This is a genomic window from Pseudocitrobacter sp. 2023LY-00077 (assembly GCF_055796175.1).
In genome coordinates this window covers 86,305-109,881 of record NZ_JBSPEI010000003.1, presented here as the reverse complement: position 1 = coordinate 109,881, position 23,577 = coordinate 86,305, and the positions used below count along the sequence as shown (strand labels likewise).

Here is a 23,577-nt window from a genome sequence, read left to right as displayed (position 1 = left end):
ATGGAAAAAGTCATGTTGTCTTTTGACAAGGTCAATGCCCACTACGGCAAGATCCAGGCGCTGCATGAGGTGAGTCTGCATATCAACCAGGGCGAAATCGTCACCCTGATTGGTGCCAACGGCGCGGGGAAAACCACGCTGCTCGGCACACTGTGCGGCGATCCGCGCGCCACCAGCGGGCGCATCGTCTTCGATGATAAAGACATTACCGACTGGCAGACGGCGAAAATCATGCGCGAAGCGGTGGCGATTGTCCCGGAAGGGCGTCGTGTCTTCTCGCGTATGACGGTAGAAGAGAACCTGGCGATGGGCGGCTTCTTTGCCGAACGCGATCAGTTCCAGGAGCGTATTAAGTGGGTATACGAACTCTTCCCGCGCCTGCACGAGCGCCGTATTCAGCGTGCGGGTACCATGTCCGGCGGTGAGCAACAGATGCTGGCGATTGGTCGTGCACTGATGAGCAACCCGCGCCTGCTGTTGCTGGATGAGCCTTCGCTCGGCCTGGCGCCAATCATCATTCAGCAGATCTTCGACACCATCGAACAACTGCGCGAGCAGGGGATGACCATCTTCCTTGTCGAGCAGAACGCCAACCAGGCGCTGAAGCTCGCTGACCGCGGCTACGTGCTCGAAAACGGTCACGTGGTACTCGAAGATACCGGCGACGCGCTGCTGGCGAACGAAGCGGTGAGAAGTGCGTATTTGGGCGGTTAACGCATATGCCCGGTGGCGCTACGCTTACCGGGCCTACAAATTCAATACTCATCAGGCCGGGTAAGGCGACGTCGCCACCCGGCTTTATTGTGCCTGAATCGTACCTATACGTGCCCCACCTCCCATTTTCCTGTCACCGCAGCGTCATCGTCTTGCCATCCCTCTGACGCCTGACTATCTTTTTTTTGTAATAAAAACGTTATTTTTCTGTAATTCGAGCATGTCATGTTACCCCCGCGAGCATAAAACGCGTGAAATCGCGCATTCGAAACAACAAGAGAGATAATCAATGAAACTGTTACGACATACAGCCTCAGGATTGGCGCTCAGTCTGGTATTTGTTGGCCAGGCACTGGCAGTGACTAACATTCCGTTCTGGCATTCGATGGAAGGGGAGTTGGGTAAAGAAGTTGATTCTCTGGCGCAGCGTTTCAATGCCGCCAACCCGGATTACAAAATTGTGCCTATCTACAAGGGTAACTACGAACAGAACCTGAGCGCGGGTATCGCCGCGTTCCGTACCGGGAATGCCCCGGCGATTTTGCAGGTGTATGAAGTGGGCACCGCCACGATGATGGCATCGAAAGCCATTAAACCGGTGTATGAGGTGTTTAAAGACGCCGGAATTAACTTCGATGAGTCGCAGTTTGTGCCAACGGTTTCCGGTTACTACTCCGATGCGAAAACCGGGCATCTCCTTTCTCAGCCGTTTAACAGCTCCACGCCTGTTCTCTACTACAACAAAGATGCCTTCAAAAAAGCGGGCCTGGACCCGGAACAGCCGCCGAAAACCTGGCAGGACTTAGCGGCTTATACCGAAAAACTGAAAGCGGCGGGGATGAAGTGCGGTTACGCCAGCGGCTGGCAGGGGTGGATCCAACTGGAAAACTTCAGCGCCTGGAACGGCCTGCCGTTTGCCAGCAAAAACAACGGTTTTGACGGCACGGATGCGGTGCTGGAATTCAACAAACCGGAGCAGGTGAAACACATCGCGCTGTTGCAGGAGATGAACAAGAAGGGCGATTTCAGCTACGTGGGCCGCAAAGACGAATCGACCGAGAAGTTCTATAACGGCGACTGCGCGATTACCACCGCCTCTTCGGGCTCGCTGGCGAACATCCGTCAGTATGCCAAATTCAACTACGGCGTGGGCATGATGCCGTACGATGCAGACGCCAAAGGCGCGCCGCAGAACGCCATTATCGGCGGGGCAAGCCTGTGGGTGATGCAGGGTAAAGATAAAGAAACCTACACCGGTGTGGCGAAGTTCCTCGAATTCCTGGCGAAGCCGGAAAATGCCGCCGAGTGGCATCAGAAAACCGGTTATCTGCCAATCACTACCGCCGCCTATGACCTGACCCGCGAGCAGGGCTACTACGATAAAAACCCGGGTGCGGATACCGCCACGCGTCAGATGCTGAACAAGCCGCCGCTGCCGTTCACCAAAGGGCTGCGTCTGGGCAACATGCCGCAGATCCGCGTCATTGTCGATGAAGAACTGGAAAGCGTGTGGACCGGTAAGAAAACGCCTCAGCAGGCGCTGGATTCTGCCGTCGAGCGCGGAAATCAGTTGCTGCGCCGCTTTGAGAAATCGACGAAGTCTTAATCCGTACTTTCCCCCTCACCCTAACCCTCTCCCTCAGGGAGAGGGAACAGATCGGCGCGTTTTTTCACCCTCTCCCTCAGGGAGAGGGCCGGGGTGAGGGGCAATTCAACCAAGAGTCCAACTATGTCATCATCCCGTCCGGTGTTCCGCTCGCGCTGGCTGCCCTATTTGCTGGTTGCCCCGCAGTTGGTTATCACCGTTATTTTCTTTATCTGGCCTGCGGGCGAAGCGCTGTGGTACTCGCTGCAAAGCGTCGATCCGTTTGGTTTTTCCAGCCAGTTTGTTGGCCTGGATAACTTCGTCACCCTGTTCCAGGACAGTTACTATCTCGATTCTTTCTGGACGACGATCAAATTCAGCGCCATGGTGACCGTCAGCGGTCTGGTGATCTCGCTTGTCTTCGCCGCGCTGGTGGAGTACATCGTGCGCGGCAGTCGTCTGTATCAAACGCTGATGCTGCTGCCTTACGCCGTCGCGCCTGCCGTCGCGGCGGTGCTATGGATTTTCCTCTTCAACCCGGGGCGCGGGTTGATCACCCATTTCCTCGCCGAATTCGGTTACGACTGGAACCACGCGCAAAACAGCGGCCAGGCGATGTTCCTTGTGGTGTTCGCCTCGGTCTGGAAGCAAATCAGCTACAACTTCCTGTTCTTCTACGCTGCGCTGCAATCCATTCCGCGTTCGCTGATTGAGGCGGCGGCGATTGATGGCGCCGGCCCGATTCGCCGTTTCTTCAAGCTTGCTCTGCCGCTGATTGCGCCGGTTAGCTTCTTCCTGCTGGTGGTGAACTTGGTCTACGCCTTCTTCGACACCTTCCCGGTGATTGACGCCGCGACGGCGGGCGGACCAGTGCAGGCGACCACCACGCTGATTTATAAAATTTATCGCGAAGGTTTTACCGGGCTGGATCTCTCGGCCTCTGCCGCGCAGTCGGTGGTGCTGATGTTCCTCGTTATCGTGCTGACGGTGGTGCAGTTCCGCTATGTGGAAAGTAAGGTGCGTTACCAATGATTGAGAACCGTCCGGGGCTGACGATATTCAGCCATACGATGTTGATTCTGGGGATTGCGGTGATCCTCTTCCCGCTGTACGTCGCCTTTGTGGCGGCGACGCTGGATGACCAGGCGGTCTTCGCTACGCCGATGACGCTGATACCGGGGACGCATCTGCTGGAGAATATGCATCACATCTGGGTGAACGGTGTTGGTGTGAACAGCGCACCGTTCTGGCGAATGATGCTTAACAGTTTTGTGATGGCCTTCAGCATAACGGTGGGAAAAATCACCGTCTCGATGCTCTCGGCATTTGCGATTGTCTGGTTTCGTTTTCCGCTGCGTAACCTCTTCTTCTGGATGATTTTTATCACCCTGATGCTGCCGGTTGAAGTGCGTATCTTCCCGACGGTAGAGGTCATTGCCAACCTGAAGATGCTGGATAGCTACGCCGGGCTGACGCTGCCGTTAATGGCTTCGGCAACCGCGACGTTCCTGTTCCGTCAGTTCTTTATGACCCTCCCGGATGAGCTGGTGGAAGCCGCGCGTATTGATGGCGCCTCGCCGATGCGTTTTTTCCGCGACATCGTCTTCCCGCTGTCGAAAACCAATCTGGCGGCGCTTTTCGTGATCACCTTTATCTATGGCTGGAACCAGTATCTGTGGCCGCTGCTGATCATCACCGATGTTGATCTCGGCACCACCGTTGCGGGTATCAAAGGCATGATCGCCACCGGCGAAGGCACAACCCAATGGAACCAGGTGATGGCAGCGATGTTATTAACGCTTATCCCACCCGTGGTGATTGTTTTAGTGATGCAGCGTGCCTTTGTACGCGGTTTAGTGGACAGTGAGAAATAAGATGGCAGGACTGAAATTACAGGCAATAACCAAAAGCTGGGATGGCAAAACCCAGGTCATTAAACCGCTGACGCTGGACGTGGCCGATGGCGAATTCATCGTGATGGTCGGGCCGTCCGGCTGCGGGAAATCCACTTTGCTGCGCATGGTCGCCGGGCTTGAACGGGCGACCAGCGGCGATATCTGGATTGACGGCAAGCGCGTGACCGAAATGGAACCGAAAGATCGCGGCATTGCGATGGTGTTCCAGAACTACGCCCTCTACCCGCATATGAGCGTGGAGGAGAACATGGCGTGGGGGCTGAAAATACGCGGCATGGGTAAACAGCAGATTGCCGAGCGGGTGAAAGAGGCCGCGCGTATTCTGGAGCTTGACGGCCTGCTTAAGCGTCGCCCGCGCGAGCTTTCTGGCGGTCAGCGTCAGCGCGTGGCGATGGGCCGCGCGATTGTGCGCGACCCGGCGGTGTTCCTGTTCGATGAACCACTCTCGAATCTGGATGCCAAGCTGCGCGTGCAGATGCGCCTTGAGCTGCAACAACTGCATCGCCGCCTGAAAACCACCTCGCTGTACGTGACCCACGATCAGGTTGAGGCGATGACGCTCGCCCAGCGCGTGATGGTGATGAATGGCGGCATCGCCGAACAGATTGGTACGCCGGTAGAAGTGTACGAAAAGCCCGCCAGCCTGTTTGTGGCGAGTTTTATCGGCAGCCCGGCGATGAACCTGCTGGCCGGGCGCATCAACAATGAAGGCACGCACTTTGAACTGGAAGAGGGTCTGTTGCTGCCGCTGAATGGCTACTCTCGTCAGCACGCCGGGCGTAAAATGACCCTCGGTATCCGCCCGGAGCATATTGCGTTAAGCTCGCAGGCGGAAGGCGGGATACCGCTGGTGATGGACACTCTGGAGATGCTGGGCGCGGATAACCTTGCGCATGGTCGCTGGGGCGCGCAAAAGCTGGTGGTGCGTCTGTCTCATCAGGAACGCCCGACGGCAGGCAGCACGCTGTGGTTGCATCTGCCGGACAATCATTTGCATCTTTTTGATGGCGAAACAGGACAAAGAATATGAGTAACTGGCCTTATCCCCACGTTGCGGCCCATCGTGGCGGCGGCAGACTGGCTCCGGAAAACACGCTGGCGGCTATAGATGTGGGGGCGCGATACGGTCACACCATGATTGAGTTCGACGTGAAGTTGTCGAAAGACGGCGAAATTTTCCTGTTGCACGACGATAACCTTGAGCGCACCAGCAACGGCTGGGGCGTGGCGGGCGAACTGAACTGGCACGATTTACTGCGCGTGGACGCGGGTAGCTGGTTTAGTGGTGAATTCAAAGGTGAACCGCTGCCGCTGCTCTCGCAGGTGGCGGAACGTTGCCGCGAATACGGCATGATGGCGAACATCGAAATCAAACCGACCACCGGAACCGGGCCGCTAACCGGGAAAGCGGTGGCGCTGGCGGCGCGTGAACTGTGGGCAGGCATGACGCCGCCGCTGCTCTCGTCGTTTGAAATTGATGCGCTGGAAGCGGCACAGCAGGCCGCGCCGGAATTGCCGCGTGGTTTATTGCTGGATGAATGGCGTGATGACTGGCGTGAACTGACCACGCGGCTGGGCTGCGTGTCGATTCACCTCAACCACAAACTGCTGGATGAAGCGCGCGTGGATGCCCTGCGTGAGGCGGGTCTGAAGATTCTGGTGTACACGGTGAACAAGCCCCAGCGCGCATCACAACTGCTGCGCTGGGGCGTGAACTGCATCTGCACCGATGCCATTGATATCATCGGCCCGAACTTCCAGCCTTAAGGCAGATTGGTTTTCACCGGCAGATTAGGATTGTTATTCAACATGTCGCCATTCTGCCGCTGCGGCAACATATGCTGCTGATTATTCAACATCGAATCGCTATTCCCTGATGCCCCGCCCTGGTTCAGCATCCCGCCGTTAGTATTGGGGAGCATTTGCTGACCTGCGGGGTTTCGCTCCCCCGGCTGGGCCTGCTGGATACGCTGCCTGTCATTATTCATCTGCGTCTGAAGCTGTTGCTGCTGAACGCGCGTTTGCGTTTGCAACTGTTGATTCAGCATCCCTTTCTGCTGCACCTGCTGCGATTTCATCTGGGTTTGTAACCGCTGCTGGCTCGGAATTTTGTAATCCGGCAGATTGGGGTTGTTGGTGGTATTGAGTGGCTGTGCTAAAGCGGCAAACGGAAGCAGTGCCGCCAGAATCAGTAATCGTTTCATTGTCTCTCCTCCCTTCTGAGGGATCTCTTAAGTTTACCTCGTTTTTGCCATAACGATGATTTTTTAGGAGTTTTGAACCAGGCTTAAGCGGGACCTGTTACCCCAATTCTGGAGAACAACGATGATGAAACAGACGTTTGCGCGTTGGCTGGCGATTGCCACGCTGACCGCCGGAGGGAGTTTTGCCGTGGCGGCAGCGACGACCGAGCCTGCTGCACCACCGGTATCTTATGGCGTAGAGGAAGATGTTTTTCACCCGGTGCGCGCGCATCAGGGGATGGTAGCGTCGGTGGACGCGCTCGCCACCCAGGTCGGGGTGCAAATCCTGAAAGAGGGCGGTAATGCCGTCGATGCGGCCGTGGCGGTGGGGTATGCGCTGGCGGTGACGCATCCGCAAGCCGGGAACCTGGGCGGCGGCGGATTTATGCTGCTGCGCACCAAAGACGGGAAGACAACGGCTATCGACTTCCGCGAAATGGCCCCCGCCCAGGCCACGCGCGATATGTTCCTCGATGACCATGGCAACCCGGATAGCAAAAAATCGCTGACCTCGCATCTGGCCTCCGGTACGCCGGGCACGGTGGCGGGTTTCTCACTGGCGCTGGAAAAGTATGGCACGCTGCCGCTCAACAAAGTGGTTCAGCCCGCGTTCAAACTGGCGCGCGATGGCTTTGTGGTGAACGATGCGCTGGCAGACGATCTCAAAACCTACGGCAGTGAAGTCATTCCCAACCATGAAAACAGCAAAGCGATTTTCTGGAAAGATGGCGAGCCGCTGAAAAAGGGCGACAAGCTGGTGCAAAAAGATCTGGCGAAAAGCCTGGAGCTGATTGCCGAAAGCGGCCCGGATGCGTTTTATAAAGGCGCCATCGCCGATCAGATTGCCGACGAGATGCACAAACACGGTGGACTGATTACCAAAGCGGATCTCGCCGAATACAAAGCGATAGAGCGCACGCCAATCAGCGGTGATTATCGCGGTTACCAAGTCTTCTCGATGCCGCCACCGTCTTCCGGCGGGATCCACATTGTGCAAATCCTCAATATTCTCGAAAATTTCGACATGCATAAATATGGCTTTGGCAGCGCCGACGCCATGCAGGTGATGGCGGAAGCCGAGAAACATGCCTATGCGGATCGCTCTGAATACCTTGGCGACCCGGATTTTGTGAAGGTGCCGTGGCAGGCCCTGACCAGCAAAGCCTATGCGAAATCGATAGCCGAACAGATTGATGTCAACAAGGCGAAACCATCCAGTGAAATTCGCCCTGGCAAGCTCGCGCCTTACGAGAGCAATCAAACCACCCATTTCTCGGTGGTGGATAAAGACGGTAACGCGGTGGCGGTGACCTATACACTGAATACCACCTTCGGTACCGGGATTGTTGCCGGGAACAGCGGCATTCTGATGAATAATCAGATGGATGATTTCTCTGCCAAGCCGGGCGTGCCGAACGTTTATGGCCTGGTCGGCGGTGACGCGAATGCGGTAGGTCCGAAGAAGCGTCCGCTGTCGTCGATGTCGCCAACGATTGTGGTGAAAGACGGCAAAACCTGGCTGGTTACCGGTAGCCCTGGCGGCAGCCGGATTATCACCACGGTGCTGCAAATAGTGGTGAATACCATCGATTATGGGATGAATGTTGCGGAAGCCACTAACGCGCCGCGATTCCATCACCAGTGGCTGCCGGATGAACTGCGCGTGGAGAAGGGCTTTAGCCCGGATACGCTGAAGCTTCTGGAGCAGAAGGGGCAGAAAGTGGCCTTGAAAGAGGCGATGGGCAGTACACAGAGCATTATGGTAGAGCCAGACGGCACGCTGTATGGCGCATCTGACCCGCGTTCGGTGGATGATTTGGCGGCGGGGTACTGAATTTACCCCTCACCCTAACCCTCTCCCTCAAGGGTGAGGGGACCGATTCTCCCTCTCCCTGTGGGAGAGGGCCGGGGTGAGGGCATCAGGCCGCACTTAATCCTTTCACTCGCGCCATAAAATACGCATCCACATATTCCCCGTTGCGCAGCCCATACTTCTTCCCGGTGCCTTCAATTTCAAAGCCGTGCTTCTTATACACCGCAACCGCCGGGGCGTTATCGACGAACACCGTGAGCTCAATGCGTTCTACGCGCAGCCAGTTGTCGCACATATCAATCATCTCGCGCACTAACGCACTGGCGACGCCGCGGTTTTGCCAGCCAGCATCAACGCAAATGCCGAAATCGGCCACATGGCTGCGACGTGGGCGTTGTGCTACGTCGATGCACAGATGCCCGACCACCGTGTCGTCAATGCAGGCGACAAGCTGTTTGATGCCGGGCTGGTCGGCAAGACGCGCTTCCCACATTTGCTCGGAAGGATGAGGAACCTGTAGCGTGTTGTAATACACCTCCGGCTGGGCGTGGATCTGCCGAATGGCAGCGTAATCTTTCGGTTCCGCGTGGCGTATCACTATCTCACTCATTCCTTGTTTCCTTTGTGGGGGGATTATCCCTTTCAACATCATTGACTTTAAAAGCGGAGTCAACTGACATTTTTTGCAAAAAGTGTTGGACAAGTGCGAATGAGAATGATTATTATTGTCCTGCATTCAGGAAGACCCCTGAGGGAGAACCTGAAAGCACGACATTGCTCACATTGCTTCCAGTATTACTTTAGCCAGCCGCGTGCTGGCTTTTTTTTTGGGATTGTTCCAGCCTGGCTTACTTGCCATTTTGTTCCCGGGCTGTGCTCGCAATCCTCACGTACATTAAGTACGCTCCGGTTGCTGCGCGCAGGCCGGAAACAAACTGGCTGCGACGCCGACGGCTGGTGCGCGGGCATTGGTGTCATTCCTTGTCCAAACTTCCTCATTTTGTCTCTCTTCGCTTTGCGCTATGGTGTAACCAGATACCTTTAAAGGACGACATCATGGCCCTACATTGTGCATTCATTGGTTTTGGTAAAAGCACCACCCGCTATCATCTTCCCTATGTTCTGAACCGCAAAGACAGCTGGCATGTGGCGCATATCTATCGTCGCAGCGCGAAGCCGGAAGAGCAGCATCCGCAGTATTCTCACATTCACTTCACCAGCGACCTGGATGAAGTGCTCAATGACCCGGAAGTGAAGCTGGTGGTGGTGTGTACCCACGCTGATAGCCACTTCGACTACGCGAAGCGCGCGCTGGAAGCCGGGAAAAACGTGTTGGTCGAAAAGCCGTTCACCCCCACGCTTGCCGAAGCGAAAGAACTGTTTGCGCTGGCGAAAAGCAAAGGGCTGACGGTTACGCCGTATCAGAACCGCCGTTTTGACTCCTGCTTCCTGACTGCGAAAAAGGCGATTGAAAGCGGAAAACTGGGTGACATTGTGGAAATCGAAAGCCACTTTGACTACTTCCGCCCGGTGGCGGAAACCAAACCTGGGTTACCGCAGGACGGTGCGTTTTACGGCCTTGGCGTCCATACAATGGACCAGATCATTTCGCTGTTTGGCCGCCCGGATCACGTTGCTTATGACATCCGCAGCCTGCGAAACAAAGCCAACCCGGACGACACCTTTGAAGCGCAGCTTTTCTACGGCGATCTGAAGGCTATTGTCAAAACCAGCCACCTGGTGAAAATCGATTACCCGAAATTTATCGTGCACGGCACCAAAGGCTCGTACCTGAAATACGGTATCGACCAGCAGGAAACCAGCCTGAAAGCCAATATTATGCCGGGTGAACCGGGCTTTGCCGCTGATGACTCCATCGGGCAGCTTGAGTACGTCAACGCTGAAGGCGTGACGGTGAAAGAAGAGGTGAAACCGGAAACCGGCGACTATGGCCGCGTCTACGATGCGCTGTATCAAACTCTTACCCAGGGCACGCCGAATTACGTCAAGGAATCTGAAGTTCTGACCAACCTTGAGATCCTCGAACGTGCCTTCGAACAGGCATCACCTGCCACGATCGCCCTCGCTAAATAAGATGTTAAGGCTCCTCTATTCTTGTTCACATTTTTTGAACAGAGGAGTCAATTTTCACCCACTATCATCCCAGGCGGTTTAGGGCCACACTTACTCCATCGAAAACATGAGGGGGTAACAAATGATTTTCTTACGCAAAGCAAATGAACGTGGTCATGCAAATCATGGTTGGCTGGATTCCTGGCATACCTTCTCGTTTGCTAACTATTACGACCCGAATTTTATGGGCTTCTCGGCACTGCGCGTGATTAACGATGACGTGATTGATGCAGGCCAGGGGTTCGGTACGCACCCGCATAAAGATATGGAAATTTTGACCTATGTACTGGAAGGCGCTGTTGAGCACCAGGACAGCATGGGCAACAAAGAACAGGTTCCGGCGGGTGAGTTCCAGATTATGAGCGCGGGTACCGGTGTACGTCACTCCGAGTACAACCCGAGCAACACTGACCGTCTGCGTCTGTATCAAATCTGGATCATTCCAGAAGAAACCGGTATTACGCCGCGCTACGAACAGCGTCGCTTTGACGCCGAGCAGGGTAAACAACTGGTGCTGTCGCCGGATGCGCGTGATGGTTCGCTGAAAGTGCACCAGGATATGGAACTCTATCGCTGGGCGCTGGCGAAAGATGAGCAGTCGGTGCATCAGATTGCCGCTGACCGCCGCGTGTGGATTCAGGTGGTAAAAGGTAACGTCACCATCAATGGTACCAAAGCCACCACCAGTGATGGCCTGGCAATTTGGGATGAGCAGGCGATTTCTGTTCATGCCGACAGCGAAAGCGAAATTCTGCTCTTCGATCTGCCGCCAGTATGATAACTCGTAAATAAATAAGAGAACCTCCCCAATCAACCGGGGAGGTTCTCTTATCTCCGTGGTAAACTGAGAGGATGTTTCACTTTTATTTCTCTCAGGACGATGAAAAAGAAAAGACCCGTACTTCAGGATGTGGCCGATCGCGTCGGCGTGACCAAAATGACGGTCAGCCGTTTTTTACGCAATCCGGAGCAGGTCTCCGTCGCGCTGCGAGGTAAAATTGCTCAGGCCCTGGATGAGCTGGGTTATATTCCTAATCGTGCCCCTGATATTCTCTCCAATGCGACCAGCCGTGCGGTTGGCGTTCTTCTTCCTTCCTTAACCAACCAGGTTTTCGCAGAAGTGCTTCGCGGCATTGAAAGCGTGACCGACGCCTATGGTTATCAGACGATGCTTGCGCACTACGGCTATAAGCCGGAACTGGAGCAGGAGCGTCTGGAATCGATGCTGTCATGGAATATTGACGGCCTGATCCTTACCGAGCGTTCGCATACGCCGCGTACTCTGAAGATGATTGAAGTTGCGGGCATTCCGGTTGTCGAACTGATGGACAGCAAATCGCCATGCCTCGATATCGCGGTCGGTTTCGATAACTTCGAAGCTGCGCGGCAGATGACGGCAGCGATTATCGCGCGCGGCCATCGCCATATCGCTTATCTTGGCGCGCGTCTTGATGAACGTACTATCATCAAACAGAAGGGTTACGAGCAGGCGATGCTCGATGCCGGGCTGGTGCCTTACAGCGTGATGGTCGAGCAATCATCCTCTTACTCGTCGGGGATTGAGCTGATGCGCCAGGCGCGTCGCGAATATCCACAGCTTGACGGCATCTTCTGTACCAACGATGACCTTGCGGTGGGCGCATCCTTTGAGTGCCAGCGTCTGGGCTTACGTATTCCTGATGATATCGCCATCGCCGGTTTCCACGGCCATGACATCGGGCAAGTGATGGAACCCCGCCTGGCAAGCGTCCTGACGCCGCGTGAGCGGATGGGGCGCATCGGCGCGGAACGTCTGTTAGCACGGATCCGAGGTGAAGCAGTTACTCCTAAAATGTTAGATTTAGGTTTCACTTTGTCACCGGGCGGTTCAATTTAGCCCCGACAAATTTGAACTAGATCACACATATTCATTTCCGGCACGAATGGTGATTGCTTCTCCACTGGTCCGGCATGACAATGTTACCGATAACAGTTACCCGTAACAAATTCTTGTGTCCAGCAGGAGGACGCTTTGAGCACGACTAATCATGATCACCATGTCTACGTTCTGATGGGCGTATCTGGCAGTGGTAAATCCGCAGTCGCCAGTGAAGTGGCGCATCGACTGAATGCCGCGTTTCTTGATGGCGATTTCCTTCATCCGCGTTGCAACATCGTCAAAATGTCCTCCGGCGAACCGCTGAACGACGACGACCGCAAACCGTGGCTGCAGGCGCTGAACGACGCCGCATTCGCGATGCAGCGTACCAACAAAGTTTCCCTGATTGTCTGCTCTGCGCTGAAAAAAGCGTACCGTGACATTCTGCGTGAAGGTAACCCGAATCTCTCCTTCGTGTACCTGAAAGGCGATTTCGACCTGATCGAAAGCCGTCTGAAAGCACGTAAAGGTCACTTCTTCAAAACGCAAATGCTGGTGACGCAGTTCGAAACGCTGCAGGAACCGAATGCTGAAGAACGCGATGTGCTGGTGGTTGATATCGATCAGCCGCTGGAAGGCGTCATCAACAGTACTATTGAAGTGATTAACAAAGGCAGTAACGCGTGACAACTTTAACGCTGGTTTTAACAGCAGTAGGCTCTGTTCTGCTGCTGTTGTTTTTAGTCATGAAGGCGCGTATGCACGCCTTCCTGGCTTTGATGGTGGTTTCTATTGGTGCAGGTCTTTTCTCGGGTATGCCGCTGATTAAGATCGCGCAAACCATGGAAAAAGGGATGGGCGGTACGCTGGGCTTCCTGGCTATCGTGGTCGCGCTGGGCGCGATGTTCGGCAAAATTCTGCATGAAACGGGCGCGGTCGATCAGATTGCCGTCAAAATGCTGAAATCCTTTGGTCACAGCCGCGCGCACTATGCGATTGGCCTGGCGGGTCTGATTTGCGCACTGCCGCTGTTCTTCGAAGTGGCGATTGTGCTGTTGATTAGCGTCGCGTTCTCTATGGCGCGTCACACCGGGACTAACCTGGTGAAACTGGTTATCCCTCTGTTCGCCGGTGTTGCGGCGGCGGCGGCGTTCCTGCTGCCTGGGCCTGCGCCGATGCTGCTGGCTTCCCAGATGCACGCTGATTTCGGGTGGATGATTCTGATTGGCCTGTGCGCGGCGATTCCGGGCATGATCATTGCTGGCCCGCTGTGGGGCAACTTCATCAGCCGTTACGTTGAGCTGAGCATTCCGGAAGACATCACCGAGCCGCACCTGGGCGAAGGCAAAATGCCATCGTTCGGTTTCAGCCTCGCGCTGATTCTGCTGCCGCTGGTCCTGGTGGGTCTGAAAACGATTGCCGCGCGCTTTGTGGCTGAAGGCTCTACCGCGTACGAATGGTTTGAATTTATCGGTCACCCCTTCACTGCAATCCTGATTGCGTGTCTGGTTGCCATTTATGGTCTGGCGTATCGTCAGGGCATGGCGAAAGACAAAGTGATGGAAATCTGTGGTCACGCGCTGCAACCTGCGGGCATCATCCTGCTGGTTATCGGTGCAGGTGGCGTGTTCAAACAGGTTCTGGTTGACTCTGGCGTGGGCCCGGCTCTGGGCGAAGCGCTGACCGGTATGGGTCTGCCGATTGCGCTGACCTGCTTCATCCTGGCGGCTGCGGTACGTATCATTCAGGGTTCCGCAACGGTTGCTTGTCTGACGGCGGTAGGTCTGGTGATGCCGGTGATTGAACAGCTGAACTACAACGGCGCGCAGATGGCGGCGCTCTCTATCTGTATCGCGGGCGGCTCGATTGTGGTCAGCCACGTGAACGATGCTGGTTTCTGGTTATTTGGTAAGTTTACGAATGCCACCGAAGCACAGACGCTGAAAACCTGGACCATGATGGAAACCATCCTCGGTACCGTGGGCGCGATTGTCGGTATGATTGCGTTTACCCTGCTGAGCTAGGTTTTACAGAACGTTATTGCGAAAGGGCTTCCTGATGGAAGCCCTTTTTTATTGGCAAAATCGCCCGGTGGCGCTTCGCTTACCGGGCCTACGAGATGGCGAAATTGTTGTAGGCTGGGTAAGGCGTAGCCGCCACCCGGCGTCGTTCTGCTCCATCACCCCTTCATCCACATCCGAATGCCATCCAGGAACATCTGGGTTGCCATCATCACCAGAATCAGCCCCATCAGGCGCTCCAGCGCGTTCACGCCTTTCTCGCCCAGCAGGCGCAGGAACAGCGACGATTGCAGCAGAATGGCCACCGTGCCGCCCCAGGCAATCAGCAAAGCGATAACGAGGTGGCTCATATTGTTGGGATATTGATGCGAGAGCAGCATCAGGGTGGCCAGCAGCGTCGGTCCGGCGACCAGCGGAATGGCAAGCGGCACAATAAAAGGCTCTTCCCCCGCCGGTAAACCGGAACTGTTTTCGGAACTGCTGGGAAATATCATCTTAATGGCAATCAAAAACAGAATGATGCCGCCAGAGATAGAAACCGTTTCGGCACGCAGGTTCAAAAAAGCCAAAATCTTCTCGCCCGCGAACAGGAAAATCAGCATGACGAGAAGTGCGATTAAAAGCTCACGTATCATGATCGCCCTGCGGCGTCTGGGTTCCGTGTGTTTTAATACCGACATAAAAATCGGCAAGTTTCCTAATGGATCCATAATCAGGATCAACAAAACGGATGCAGAAAAGATTTCATTCATAACCTAAATTCCCTGATAATCATTGCGGATTTTCTGCTAAACACGTGGCCGATGGAAAGGTTTCCGAAGTGGCGCGTGTTGGCTCCCAAAATGGGGGTAATAAGTTGCATTTCTGATTGCTTTGCAATCATTGATTAATTTCACTTGCGACTTTGGCTGCTTTTTGTAATGTGAAGGATGTCGCACCGGATCTGGTGACATTAACAGCACATCTCTGCAGGAAAAAAACGTTATGAAAAATGTTGGTTTTATCGGCTGGCGTGGAATGGTCGGCTCTGTACTCATGCAACGCATGGTGGAAGAGCGCGATTTCGACGCCATTCGCCCGGTCTTCTTCTCCACCTCCCAGCTTGGGCAGGCGGCGCCGTCTTTTGGCACCACCACCGGTGGTACGCTGCAGGATGCTTACGATCTTGACGCGCTGAAGGCCCTGGACATTATTGTCACCTGCCAGGGCGGCGATTATACCAACGAAATCTATCCAAAGCTTCGTGAAAGCGGCTGGCAGGGCTACTGGATTGACGCGGCGTCTTCGCTGCGCATGAAAGACGACGCCATTATCATTCTTGACCCGGTTAACCAGAAAGTCATCACCGATGGCCTGAACAACGGCGTGAAAACCTTTGTGGGCGGCAACTGCACAGTCAGCCTGATGCTGATGTCTTTAGGCGGCCTGTTCGCTAACGACCTGGTGGAGTGGGCGTCCGTTGCTACCTATCAGGCGGCTTCCGGCGGCGGTGCGCGTCATATGCGTGAACTGCTGACCCAAATGGGCCAACTGCACAATCACGTCGCCGATGAACTGGCGAACCCGGCTTCCGCTATTCTCGATATCGAACGCAAAGTCACCGCGCTGACGCGCAGCGGCGATCTGGCGGTCGATAACTTCGGTGTACCGCTGGCAGGCAGTCTGATTCCGTGGATCGACAAACAGCTCGATAACGGCCAGAGCCGCGAAGAGTGGAAAGGCCAGGCCGAGACCAATAAAATCCTCGCCACCGCGTCCACCATCCCGGTTGACGGCCTTTGCGTCCGTGTCGGCGCGCTGCGTTGCCACAGCCAGGCTTTCACGCTGAAACTGAAAAAAGATATCTCTATCGCCACCGTTGAAGAGCTGCTGGCGGCTCACAACCCGTGGGCGAAAGTCATCCCGAACGATCGTGACATCACCATGCGCGAGCTGACCCCAGCGGCGGTCACCGGCACGCTGACCACGCCGGTTGGGCGTCTGCGTAAGCTGAACATGGGGCCGGAGTATCTCTCTGCCTTTACGGTTGGCGACCAGCTACTGTGGGGGGCAGCAGAACCGCTGCGCCGCATGCTGCGTCAGCTGGCTTAATATTCTCAGGGGGGCTTTATGCCCCCCTGTTTACATCTGATAGGTTTTGCGTACTACAAGGAGTAAACGCGAATGTATTCATTTTTCTCTGAGGTTAAATAAAGCGTTGGCTATGCTGTAAGCAAGGTTCAATTTTTGCGACCTTGACTGAAGGTTGGGCGGGGCAGAGAGGAAGCACATTGTGCTGCGCCGTGCAGGTCAAAAATGTCGTCCACTTAACTGGAACGAGACGACACACATACAACAGGATGATGAACCATGTCCGATCGTATTGATAGAGACGTGATTAACGCGCTAATTGCTGGCCATTTTGCGGATCCTTTTTCCGTTCTGGGTATGCATAGTACCGAAGCAGGGCTGGAAGTCCGGGCGCTTTTACCTGATGCGACTGATGTTTGGGTTATTGAACCGAAAACCGGGCGTAAAGTCGGTAAGCTCGAGTGTTTAGACTCGCGCGGTTTCTTTTGCGGCGTTCTGCCGCGACGTAAAAATCCTTTTCGTTATCAACTGGCGGTGGTTTGGCACGGCCAGCAGAATCTGATTGACGACCCCTATCGCTTCGGCCCGCTGTTGCAGGAGATGGACGCCTGGCTGCTGTCTGAAGGCACACACCTGCGTCCGTATGAGACGCTGGGCGCGCATGCCGACACAATGGACGGCGTCACCGGTACGCGATTCTCAGTATGGGCACCGAATGCACGCCGCGTCTCTGTGGTCGGGCAGTTCAACTACTGGGATGGCCGTCGCCATCCGATGCGCCTGCGTGGTGAAACGGGGATCTGGGAACTGTTTGTGCCCGGCGCGCATAACGGTCAGCTCTACAAATTTGAGATGATCGACGCGCACGGCAAACTGCGTATCAAAGCGGACCCTTACGCCTTCGAAGCCCAAATGCGCCCGGAAACGGCCTCGCTGATTTGCGGCCTGCCGGAAAAAGTGGTGCAGACGGAAGAGCGTAAGAAAGCGAACAGTTTTGATGCGCCGATTTCCATCTATGAAGTGCATCTCGGTTCCTGGCGTCGCCATACGGATAACAACTTCTGGCTGAGCTATCGCGAGCTGGCGGACCAGTTAGTGCCTTACGCTAAATGGATGGGCTTTACTCATCTGGAGCTGTTGCCGGTTAACGAGCATCCGTTCGACGGTAGCTGGGGTTACCAGCCAACCGGGCTGTACGCGCCGACGCGCCGTTTCGGTACGCGCGAAGATTTCCGCTACTTTATCAATGCTGCACACGCTGCCGGGCTGAACGTGATTCTTGACTGGGTGCCGGGCCACTTCCCGTCGGATGACTTCGCACTGGCGGAATTCGACGGTACCAAACTCTACGAACATGATGACCCGCGTGAAGGCTACCATCAGGACTGGAATACCCTGATTTACAACTACGGCCGCCGTGAAGTCAGCAATTTCCTCGTCGGTAATGCGCTGTACTGGGTTGAGCGTTTTGGTATTGACGCGCTGCGCGTGGATGCGGTCGCTTCGATGATTTATCGCGATTACAGCCGCAAAGAAGGTGAATGGATACCGAATGAATTTGGTGGCCGTGAAAACCTTGAAGCGATTGAATTCCTGCGCAACACCAACCGCGTGCTGGGCGAGCAGGTTCCCGGTGCGGTGAGTATGGCGGAAGAGTCGACCGATTTTGCCGGCGTGTCGCGCCCGCAGGATTCCGGTGGCCTGGGCTTCTGGTACAAGTGGAATCTGGGCTGGATGCACGACACGCTCGACTACATGAAGCTTGACCCGGTACATCGTCAGTATCATCACGACAAAATGACCTTTGGTCTGCTGTACAACTACACGGAAAACTTCGTTCTGCCGTTGTCGCACGATGAAGTGGTCCACGGTAAGAAATCGATTCTTGACCGTATGCCGGGCGATGCGTGGCAGAAATTTGCCAACCTGCGCGCCTACTACGGCTGGTTATTTGCGTTCCCGGGCAAAAAACTGCTGTTCATGGGTAATGAGTTTGCACAGGGGCGCGAGTGGAACCACGACGGCAGTCTCGACTGGCATCTGCTGGAAGGCGGCGATAACTGGCACCACGGCGTTCAGCGTCTGGTCCGCGACCTGAACCACACCTATCGCCACCATAAAGCGCTGCACGAGCTCGACTTTGACCCGTACGGTTTTGAGTGGCTGGTGGTCGATGACCACGAACGTTCGGTCTTTATCTTCGTGCGCCGCGACAAGCAGGGCAACGAAATGATCGTCGCCAGCAACTTTACGCCAGTGCCGCGCCACGACTATCGCTTTGGTATCAATCAGCCGGGTAGCTGGCGTGAAGAGCTGAATACTGACTCCGCACACTATCACGGCAGTAATGCCGGGAACGGCGGCGTGGTGCATAGCGATCACATTGCCAGCCACGGGCGTGAGCACTCCCTGAGCCTGACGCTGCCACCGCTGTCCACCATCTGGCTGGTTCGGGAGGGGGAATGACCGTACTCGCAGCAGGAACACCCACGCCGTTAGGCGCACGCTATGACGGCAGGGGCGTGAATTTTACGCTTTTCTCTGCCCATGCTGAGCGGGTGGAACTCTGCGTGTTCGATGCGCAGGGCAACGAGTCGCGCTACGACCTGCCTGCACGCAGCGGTGATATCTGGCACGGTTATCTGCCAAAAGCGCGCCCAGGGCTGCGTTACGGTTATCGCGTCCACGGCCCTTGGGACCCCGCGCAGGGCCACCGTTTTAACCCGGCGAAACTGCTTATCGACCCGTGCTGCTATCAGGTGGAAGGCTCGCTGAAAGATGACCCGAGCCTGCACGGCGGGCATCAGCAGCCGGATAACAGCGATAGCGCCGCAATCGCGCCGAAATCGGTCGTTGCTGCGCTCGATTATCAGTGGGAAGACGACGCGCCGCCGCGTACCGCGTGGGGCAAAACCGTTATCTACGAAGCGCATGTGAAGGGGCTGACCTATCGCCATCCGGGCATCCCGCAGGAAATTCGCGGCACCTACAAAGCGCTCGCTCACCCGGTGATGATTAACTACTTCAAAACGCTGGGTATTACCGCGCTGGAACTGATGCCAGTAGCGCATTTTGCCAGCGAACCGCGCCTGCAACGTATGGGGTTAAGCAATTACTGGGGCTACAACCCGATGGCGATGTTTGCCCTCGACCCACGCTACGCCAGTTCGCCCGAGCGCGCGCTGGATGAATTTCGCGATGCCATAAAAGCGCTGCACCGCGCCGGAATTGAAGTGATTCTCGACGTCGTGCTGAACCACAGCGCGGAGATTGACCTTGATGGTCCGACCTTCTCGCTGCGCGGAATCGATAACCGTAGCTATTATTGGATAAGGGAAGATGGCGATTACCACAACTGGACGGGGTGTGGGAACACGCTCAATCTCAGTCATCCTGGCGGCGTGGAGTATGCCCGTCAGTGCCTGCGTTTTTGGGTAGATGTCTGCCATGTTGATGGTTTTCGCTTCGATTTAGCCACCATTATGGGGCGTACGCCGGAATTTCGTCAGGATGCGCCACTGTTTGAAGCGATTAAACATGACCCGGTTCTGTCAGCGGTGAAGCTGATTGCCGAGCCGTGGGATATCGGGATGGGCGGTTACCAGGTCGGTAATTTCCCGCCGCTGTTTATGGAGTGGAACGACCATTTCCGCGATGCAATGCGCCGATTTTGGTTGCAGGAAAATCTCTCGTTGGGCGAGTTTGCCCAACGTTTTGCCGCCTCCAGCGATGTTTTTGCGCGAGGTGGTCGCAGCCCGTCGGCTGCGGTAAATCTGGTGACGGCGCATGATGGCTTCACGCTGCGTGACTGTGTTTGCTTCAACAATAAGCATAACGAAGCCAACGGTGAGGAAAATCGCGACGGCACTAGCAATAACCATAGCAACAATCATGGTATAGAAGGATTAGGTGGTAACCTGGACATTATTGAGCGCCGTCGGGCAAGCCTCCACGCTTTGCTGACGACGCTGCTGCTGTCCCAGGGGACACCAATGCTGCTGGCCGGTGACGAACATGGTCACAGCCAGCACGGTAATAACAACGCCTACTGCCAGGACAATCCGTTGACCTGGCTGGATTGGGAAAACGCCAATGCCGGGCTTACCGCATTTACCGCCGCGCTGATTCATCTGCGTCAGAACATCCCTGCCTTAACGCAGGATGCCTGGTGGCAGGAGGGTGACGGCAATGTGCAGTGGCTCAATCAGCATGCGCAACCGCTGCATCCTGATGAGTGGCAAAACGGCGTAAGGCGGATGCAAGTCCTGCTTTCCCATCGCTGGCTTATTACGCTCAATGCGACGCACGACGTGGCTACACTCGTTTTACCTGAGGGGGAGTGGCGCGCTGTTCCCCCCTTCGCCGGAGAGGATAATCCGGTCGTCATGGCTGTCTGGCATGGGCCCGCGCACGGAGTGTGCGTATTTCAAAGGTCATAAGTTCTGATTCATCTCAACAAAGAATGGATGAAGACGAGCAACAAAAGGAGTTAATCATGGTTAGGCTGGAAAAAAACGATCCCTTAATGCTGGCGCGCCAGTTACCGAATAAAACGGTTGCGCTGATCCTCGCGGGTGGCCGCGGCACGCGCTTAAAAGATCTCACCATCAAGCGTGCGAAACCGGCAGTGCACTTTGGCGGGAAATTCCGCATCATCGACTTTGCGCTGTCGAACTGCATCAACTCAGGGATTCGTCGTATTGGCGTGATTACGCAGTATCAGTCGCACACGCTGGTACAACACATCCAGCGCGGCTGGTCCTTCTTTAGCGAAGAGATGAACGAGTTTGTCGATCTTCTGCCTGCGCAGCAGCGCGTACACGGCGAAAACTGGTATCGCGGTACCGCCGATGCGGTGACCCAGAACCTCGACATCATCAATCGCTATAAAGCGGAATATGTGGTGATCCTCGCGGGCGACCATATCTACAAACAAGATTACTCGCGCATGCTTATCGACCACGTCGAAAAAGGCGCGCGCTGCACTGTTGCGTGCATGCCGGTGCCCATTGAAGAGGCATCAGCATTCGGCGTCATGGCGGTAGACGAAAGCGAAAAGATTATCGAATTCGTTGAAAAACCGGCGACCCCACCGGCGATGCCGAACGACCCGAATAAATCGCTCGCCAGTATGGGCATCTATGTCTTTGATGCAGATTATCTTTATGAATTGCTGAAAGAAGACGATCTGGATGAAAATTCCAGCCACGACTTCGGCAAAGACATCATCCCGAAAATCACCAAAGCTGGCATGGCTTATGCACATCCATTCCCACTCTCCTGCGTACAGTCTGACCCGAATGCAGAACCGTACTGGCGTGACGTGGGTACGCTGGAAGCGTACTGGAAAGCGAACCTTGACCTGGCGTCCGTCACGCCCGAACTGGACATGTATGACCAGAACTGGCCGATTCGTACTCACATGGAATCTCTGCCGCCAGCGAAATTCGTTCAGGACCGCTCCGGTAGCCACGGCATGACCCTGAACTCGCTGGTCTCCGGCGGCTGCATTATTTCAGGTTCCGTGGTGGTGCAATCGGTACTGTTCCCGCGCGTACGCGTGAACTCGTTCTGTAACATTGATTCGGCAGTCTTATTACCGGACGTTTGGGTTGGCCGCTCATGCCGCTTACGCCGTTGCGTTATCGACCGCGCCTGCGTCATTCCAGAAGGAATGGTGATTGGTGAAAATGCGGAAGACGATGCACGCCGTTTCTACCGCTCGGAAGAGGGGATTGTGCTGGTAACGCGTGACATGCTGCGCAAATTGCAGGTCAAACAGGAGCGATAATGCAGGTTTTACATGTTTGTTCAGAGATGTTCCCGTTACTGAAAACTGGCGGTCTGGCTGATGTTATTGGCGCGCTGCCCGCAGCGCAAATTGCTGATGGAACGGATACGCGCGTGCTGTTGCCGGGTTTCCCGGATATCCGCCGGGGCATCACGGATGCGCAGGTGGTTACGCGTCGTCAGACGTTTGCCGGGCCGATTTCGCTGCTGTTCGGGCATTTTAACGGAGTGGGCATTTACCTGATCGACGCGCCGCATTTGTATGACCGCCCGGGGAGCCCGTACCACGACACTAACCTGCATGCCTACACCGATAACGTGCTGCGCTTTGCGCTGCTGGGGTGGGTAGGCTGCGAAATGGCCTGCGGGCTTGACCCGTTCTGGCGCCCGGAAGTGGTGCACGCGCACGACTGGCATGCGGGCCTGGCCCCGGCGTATCTGGCGGCGCGTGGCCGCCCGGCGAAGTCGGTGTTTACGGTGCATAACCTGGCTTACCAGGGCATGTTCTATGCGCATCACATGAATGACATCGAGCTGCCGTGGTCGTTCTTCAACATGCACGGGCTGGAGTTTAACGGCCAGATTTCGTTCCTGAAAGCAGGGCTCTATTACGCCGATCACATCACGGCGGTGAGCCCAACCTATGCACGAGAGATTACCGAACCGCAGTTTGCTTACGGCATGGAAGGATTGCTGCGCCAGCGCCACCAGGAGGGCCGGCTTTCCGGCATCCTGAACGGCGTGGATGACAACGTATGGAGTCCGGAAAAGGACATACTGCTGGCGTCACGCTATAACCGCGATACTCTTGAGGAGAAAGCGGAAAACAAACGCCAGCTACAAATTGCGATGGGCCTTAATGTTAACGATAAAGTGCCGCTTTTTGCCGTTGTCAGCCGATTAACCAGCCAGAAAGGTCTGGACCTGGTTCTGGAAGCCCTTCCGGGTTTGCTGGAGCAAGGCGGGCAACTGGCGCTGCTGGGGGCCGGCGATCCTGTTCTGCAGGAAGGGTTCCTTGCGGCTGCGGCGGAGCATCCGGGGCAGGTTGGCGTCCAGATCGGCTATCATGAAGCCTTCTCGCACCGCATTATGGGCGGCGCGGACGTCATTCTTGTGCCAAGCCGTTTTGAACCTTGCGGCTTAACGCAGCTCTATGGCCTGAAGTACGGCACGCTACCGCTTGTGCGTCGTACCGGCGGCCTGGCGGATACGGTCTCAGACAGTTCACTGGAAAACCTGGCCGATGGCGTAGCCAGCGGTTTTGTCTTTGAGGACAGTAATGCCTGGTCGCTATTGAGAGCCATCCGGCGTGCTTTCGTGTTGTGGTCTCGCCCATCACTCTGGCGCTATGTACAGCGTCAGGCGATGAGCGTGGATTTTAGCTGGCAAGTCGCGGCGCACTCTTACCGCGAGCTTTATCAACGCTTGATGTAA

General features: G+C 55.6%; 20 protein-coding genes. 17 read left to right on the top strand and 3 right to left on the bottom strand.

Annotation, left to right across the window (positions count from 1 at the left end):
• The 6 genes from livF (at position 1) to ugpQ (ending at position 5,982) form a co-directional block, all read left to right on the top strand.
• The gene (livF, locus tag ACWWFX_RS04920) at positions 1-714 is read left to right on the top strand and encodes a high-affinity branched-chain amino acid ABC transporter ATP-binding protein LivF (protein ID WP_015962635.1); all 714 of its coding nucleotides are present in this window, start codon (positions 1-3) and stop codon (positions 712-714) included.
• A gap of 289 nt (positions 715-1,003) precedes the next feature.
• The gene (gene ugpB, locus ACWWFX_RS04915; RefSeq protein ID WP_456146906.1) at positions 1,004-2,320 is read left to right on the top strand and encodes a sn-glycerol-3-phosphate ABC transporter substrate-binding protein UgpB; all 1,317 of its coding nucleotides are present in this window, start codon (positions 1,004-1,006) and stop codon (positions 2,318-2,320) included.
• Between the two features lie 123 nt (positions 2,321-2,443).
• A complete protein-coding gene (gene ugpA, locus ACWWFX_RS04910; RefSeq protein WP_456146907.1) occupies positions 2,444-3,331 on the top strand; it encodes a sn-glycerol-3-phosphate ABC transporter permease UgpA in 888 nt (295 codons plus the stop codon).
• Entirely contained in the window at positions 3,328-4,173 is an 846-nt protein-coding gene (ugpE, locus tag ACWWFX_RS04905) for a sn-glycerol-3-phosphate ABC transporter permease UgpE (protein WP_276218844.1), read from the top strand. The genes ugpA and ugpE overlap by 4 nt, the downstream gene beginning before the upstream one ends.
• Before the next feature lies 1 nt (position 4,174).
• Positions 4,175-5,245, top strand: a complete 1,071-nt coding sequence (locus tag ACWWFX_RS04900) for a sn-glycerol-3-phosphate import ATP-binding protein UgpC (RefSeq protein ID WP_473223334.1) — start codon at positions 4,175-4,177, stop codon at positions 5,243-5,245.
• On the top strand, positions 5,242-5,982 hold the full coding sequence (ugpQ, locus tag ACWWFX_RS04895; RefSeq protein WP_276218840.1) for a glycerophosphodiester phosphodiesterase: 741 nt from the start codon (positions 5,242-5,244) through the stop codon (positions 5,980-5,982). The genes ACWWFX_RS04900 and ugpQ overlap by 4 nt, the downstream gene beginning before the upstream one ends.
• Here ugpQ and ACWWFX_RS04890 read toward each other — a convergent pair.
• On the bottom strand, positions 5,979-6,419 hold the full coding sequence (locus ACWWFX_RS04890) for a DUF2756 family protein (RefSeq protein WP_276218838.1): 441 nt from the start codon (positions 6,417-6,419) through the stop codon (positions 5,979-5,981). The genes ugpQ and ACWWFX_RS04890 overlap by 4 nt on opposite strands.
• Before the next feature lie 121 nt (positions 6,420-6,540).
• On the opposite strand from ACWWFX_RS04890, the gene ggt reads away from it, so the two are divergent.
• Positions 6,541-8,292 (top strand): gamma-glutamyltransferase, encoded by a 1,752-nt coding sequence (gene ggt, locus ACWWFX_RS04885; RefSeq protein ID WP_473223333.1) that lies wholly within the window; start codon positions 6,541-6,543, stop codon positions 8,290-8,292.
• Between the two features lie 85 nt (positions 8,293-8,377).
• Here ggt and yhhY read toward each other — a convergent pair whose 3' ends face one another.
• On the bottom strand, positions 8,378-8,881 hold the full coding sequence (gene yhhY, locus ACWWFX_RS04880) for an N-acetyltransferase (protein ID WP_276218835.1): 504 nt from the start codon (positions 8,879-8,881) through the stop codon (positions 8,378-8,380).
• 446 nt (positions 8,882-9,327) lie between these two features.
• Here yhhY and ACWWFX_RS04875 point away from each other — a divergent pair, with 446 nt between their 5' ends.
• The 5 genes from ACWWFX_RS04875 (at position 9,328) to gntU (ending at position 14,286) form a co-directional block, all read left to right on the top strand.
• The gene (locus ACWWFX_RS04875; RefSeq protein ID WP_276218832.1) at positions 9,328-10,365 is read left to right on the top strand and encodes an oxidoreductase; all 1,038 of its coding nucleotides are present in this window, start codon (positions 9,328-9,330) and stop codon (positions 10,363-10,365) included.
• 121 nt (positions 10,366-10,486) lie between these two features.
• Positions 10,487-11,182, top strand: coding sequence for a pirin family protein (locus ACWWFX_RS04870; RefSeq protein ID WP_276218801.1), 696 nt, complete (start codon positions 10,487-10,489; stop codon positions 11,180-11,182).
• 102 nt (positions 11,183-11,284) lie between these two features.
• The gene (gene gntR, locus ACWWFX_RS04865) at positions 11,285-12,280 is read left to right on the top strand and encodes a gluconate operon transcriptional repressor GntR (RefSeq protein ID WP_015962646.1); all 996 of its coding nucleotides are present in this window, start codon (positions 11,285-11,287) and stop codon (positions 12,278-12,280) included.
• Positions 12,281-12,415: 135 nt separating this feature from the next.
• On the top strand, positions 12,416-12,949 hold the full coding sequence (gene gntK, locus ACWWFX_RS04860; RefSeq protein WP_276218798.1) for a gluconokinase: 534 nt from the start codon (positions 12,416-12,418) through the stop codon (positions 12,947-12,949).
• The gene (gene gntU / locus ACWWFX_RS04855; RefSeq protein WP_276218796.1) at positions 12,946-14,286 is read left to right on the top strand and encodes a gluconate transporter; all 1,341 of its coding nucleotides are present in this window, start codon (positions 12,946-12,948) and stop codon (positions 14,284-14,286) included. The genes gntK and gntU overlap by 4 nt, the downstream gene beginning before the upstream one ends.
• Positions 14,287-14,441: 155 nt before the next feature.
• On the opposite strand, the gene ACWWFX_RS04850 is transcribed toward gntU, so the two are convergent.
• Positions 14,442-15,035, bottom strand: a complete 594-nt coding sequence (locus ACWWFX_RS04850) for a YhgN family NAAT transporter (protein ID WP_015962649.1) — start codon at positions 15,033-15,035, stop codon at positions 14,442-14,444.
• A gap of 232 nt (positions 15,036-15,267) precedes the next feature.
• Here ACWWFX_RS04850 and asd point away from each other — a divergent pair, with 232 nt between their 5' ends.
• The 5 genes from asd (at position 15,268) to glgA (ending at position 23,577) form a co-directional block, all read left to right on the top strand.
• Positions 15,268-16,374 carry an aspartate-semialdehyde dehydrogenase gene (gene asd / locus ACWWFX_RS04845; protein WP_149464121.1) on the top strand — a complete coding sequence of 369 codons (1,107 nt, stop codon included), beginning with the start codon at positions 15,268-15,270 and terminating at the stop codon, positions 16,372-16,374.
• A 258-nt stretch (positions 16,375-16,632) separates the two neighbouring features.
• Positions 16,633-18,819, top strand: a complete 2,187-nt coding sequence (gene glgB / locus ACWWFX_RS04840; protein ID WP_276218791.1) for a 1,4-alpha-glucan branching enzyme — start codon at positions 16,633-16,635, stop codon at positions 18,817-18,819.
• On the top strand, positions 18,816-20,792 hold the full coding sequence (glgX, locus tag ACWWFX_RS04835; protein WP_276218790.1) for a glycogen debranching protein GlgX: 1,977 nt from the start codon (positions 18,816-18,818) through the stop codon (positions 20,790-20,792). Before glgB ends, glgX begins: the two co-directional genes overlap by 4 nt.
• 56 nt (positions 20,793-20,848) lie before the next feature.
• A complete protein-coding gene (gene glgC / locus ACWWFX_RS04830) occupies positions 20,849-22,144 on the top strand; it encodes a glucose-1-phosphate adenylyltransferase (RefSeq protein ID WP_473223332.1) in 1,296 nt (431 codons plus the stop codon).
• Positions 22,144-23,577 (top strand): glycogen synthase GlgA, encoded by a 1,434-nt coding sequence (gene glgA, locus ACWWFX_RS04825; protein WP_015962654.1) that lies wholly within the window; start codon positions 22,144-22,146, stop codon positions 23,575-23,577. Before glgC ends, glgA begins: the two co-directional genes overlap by 1 nt.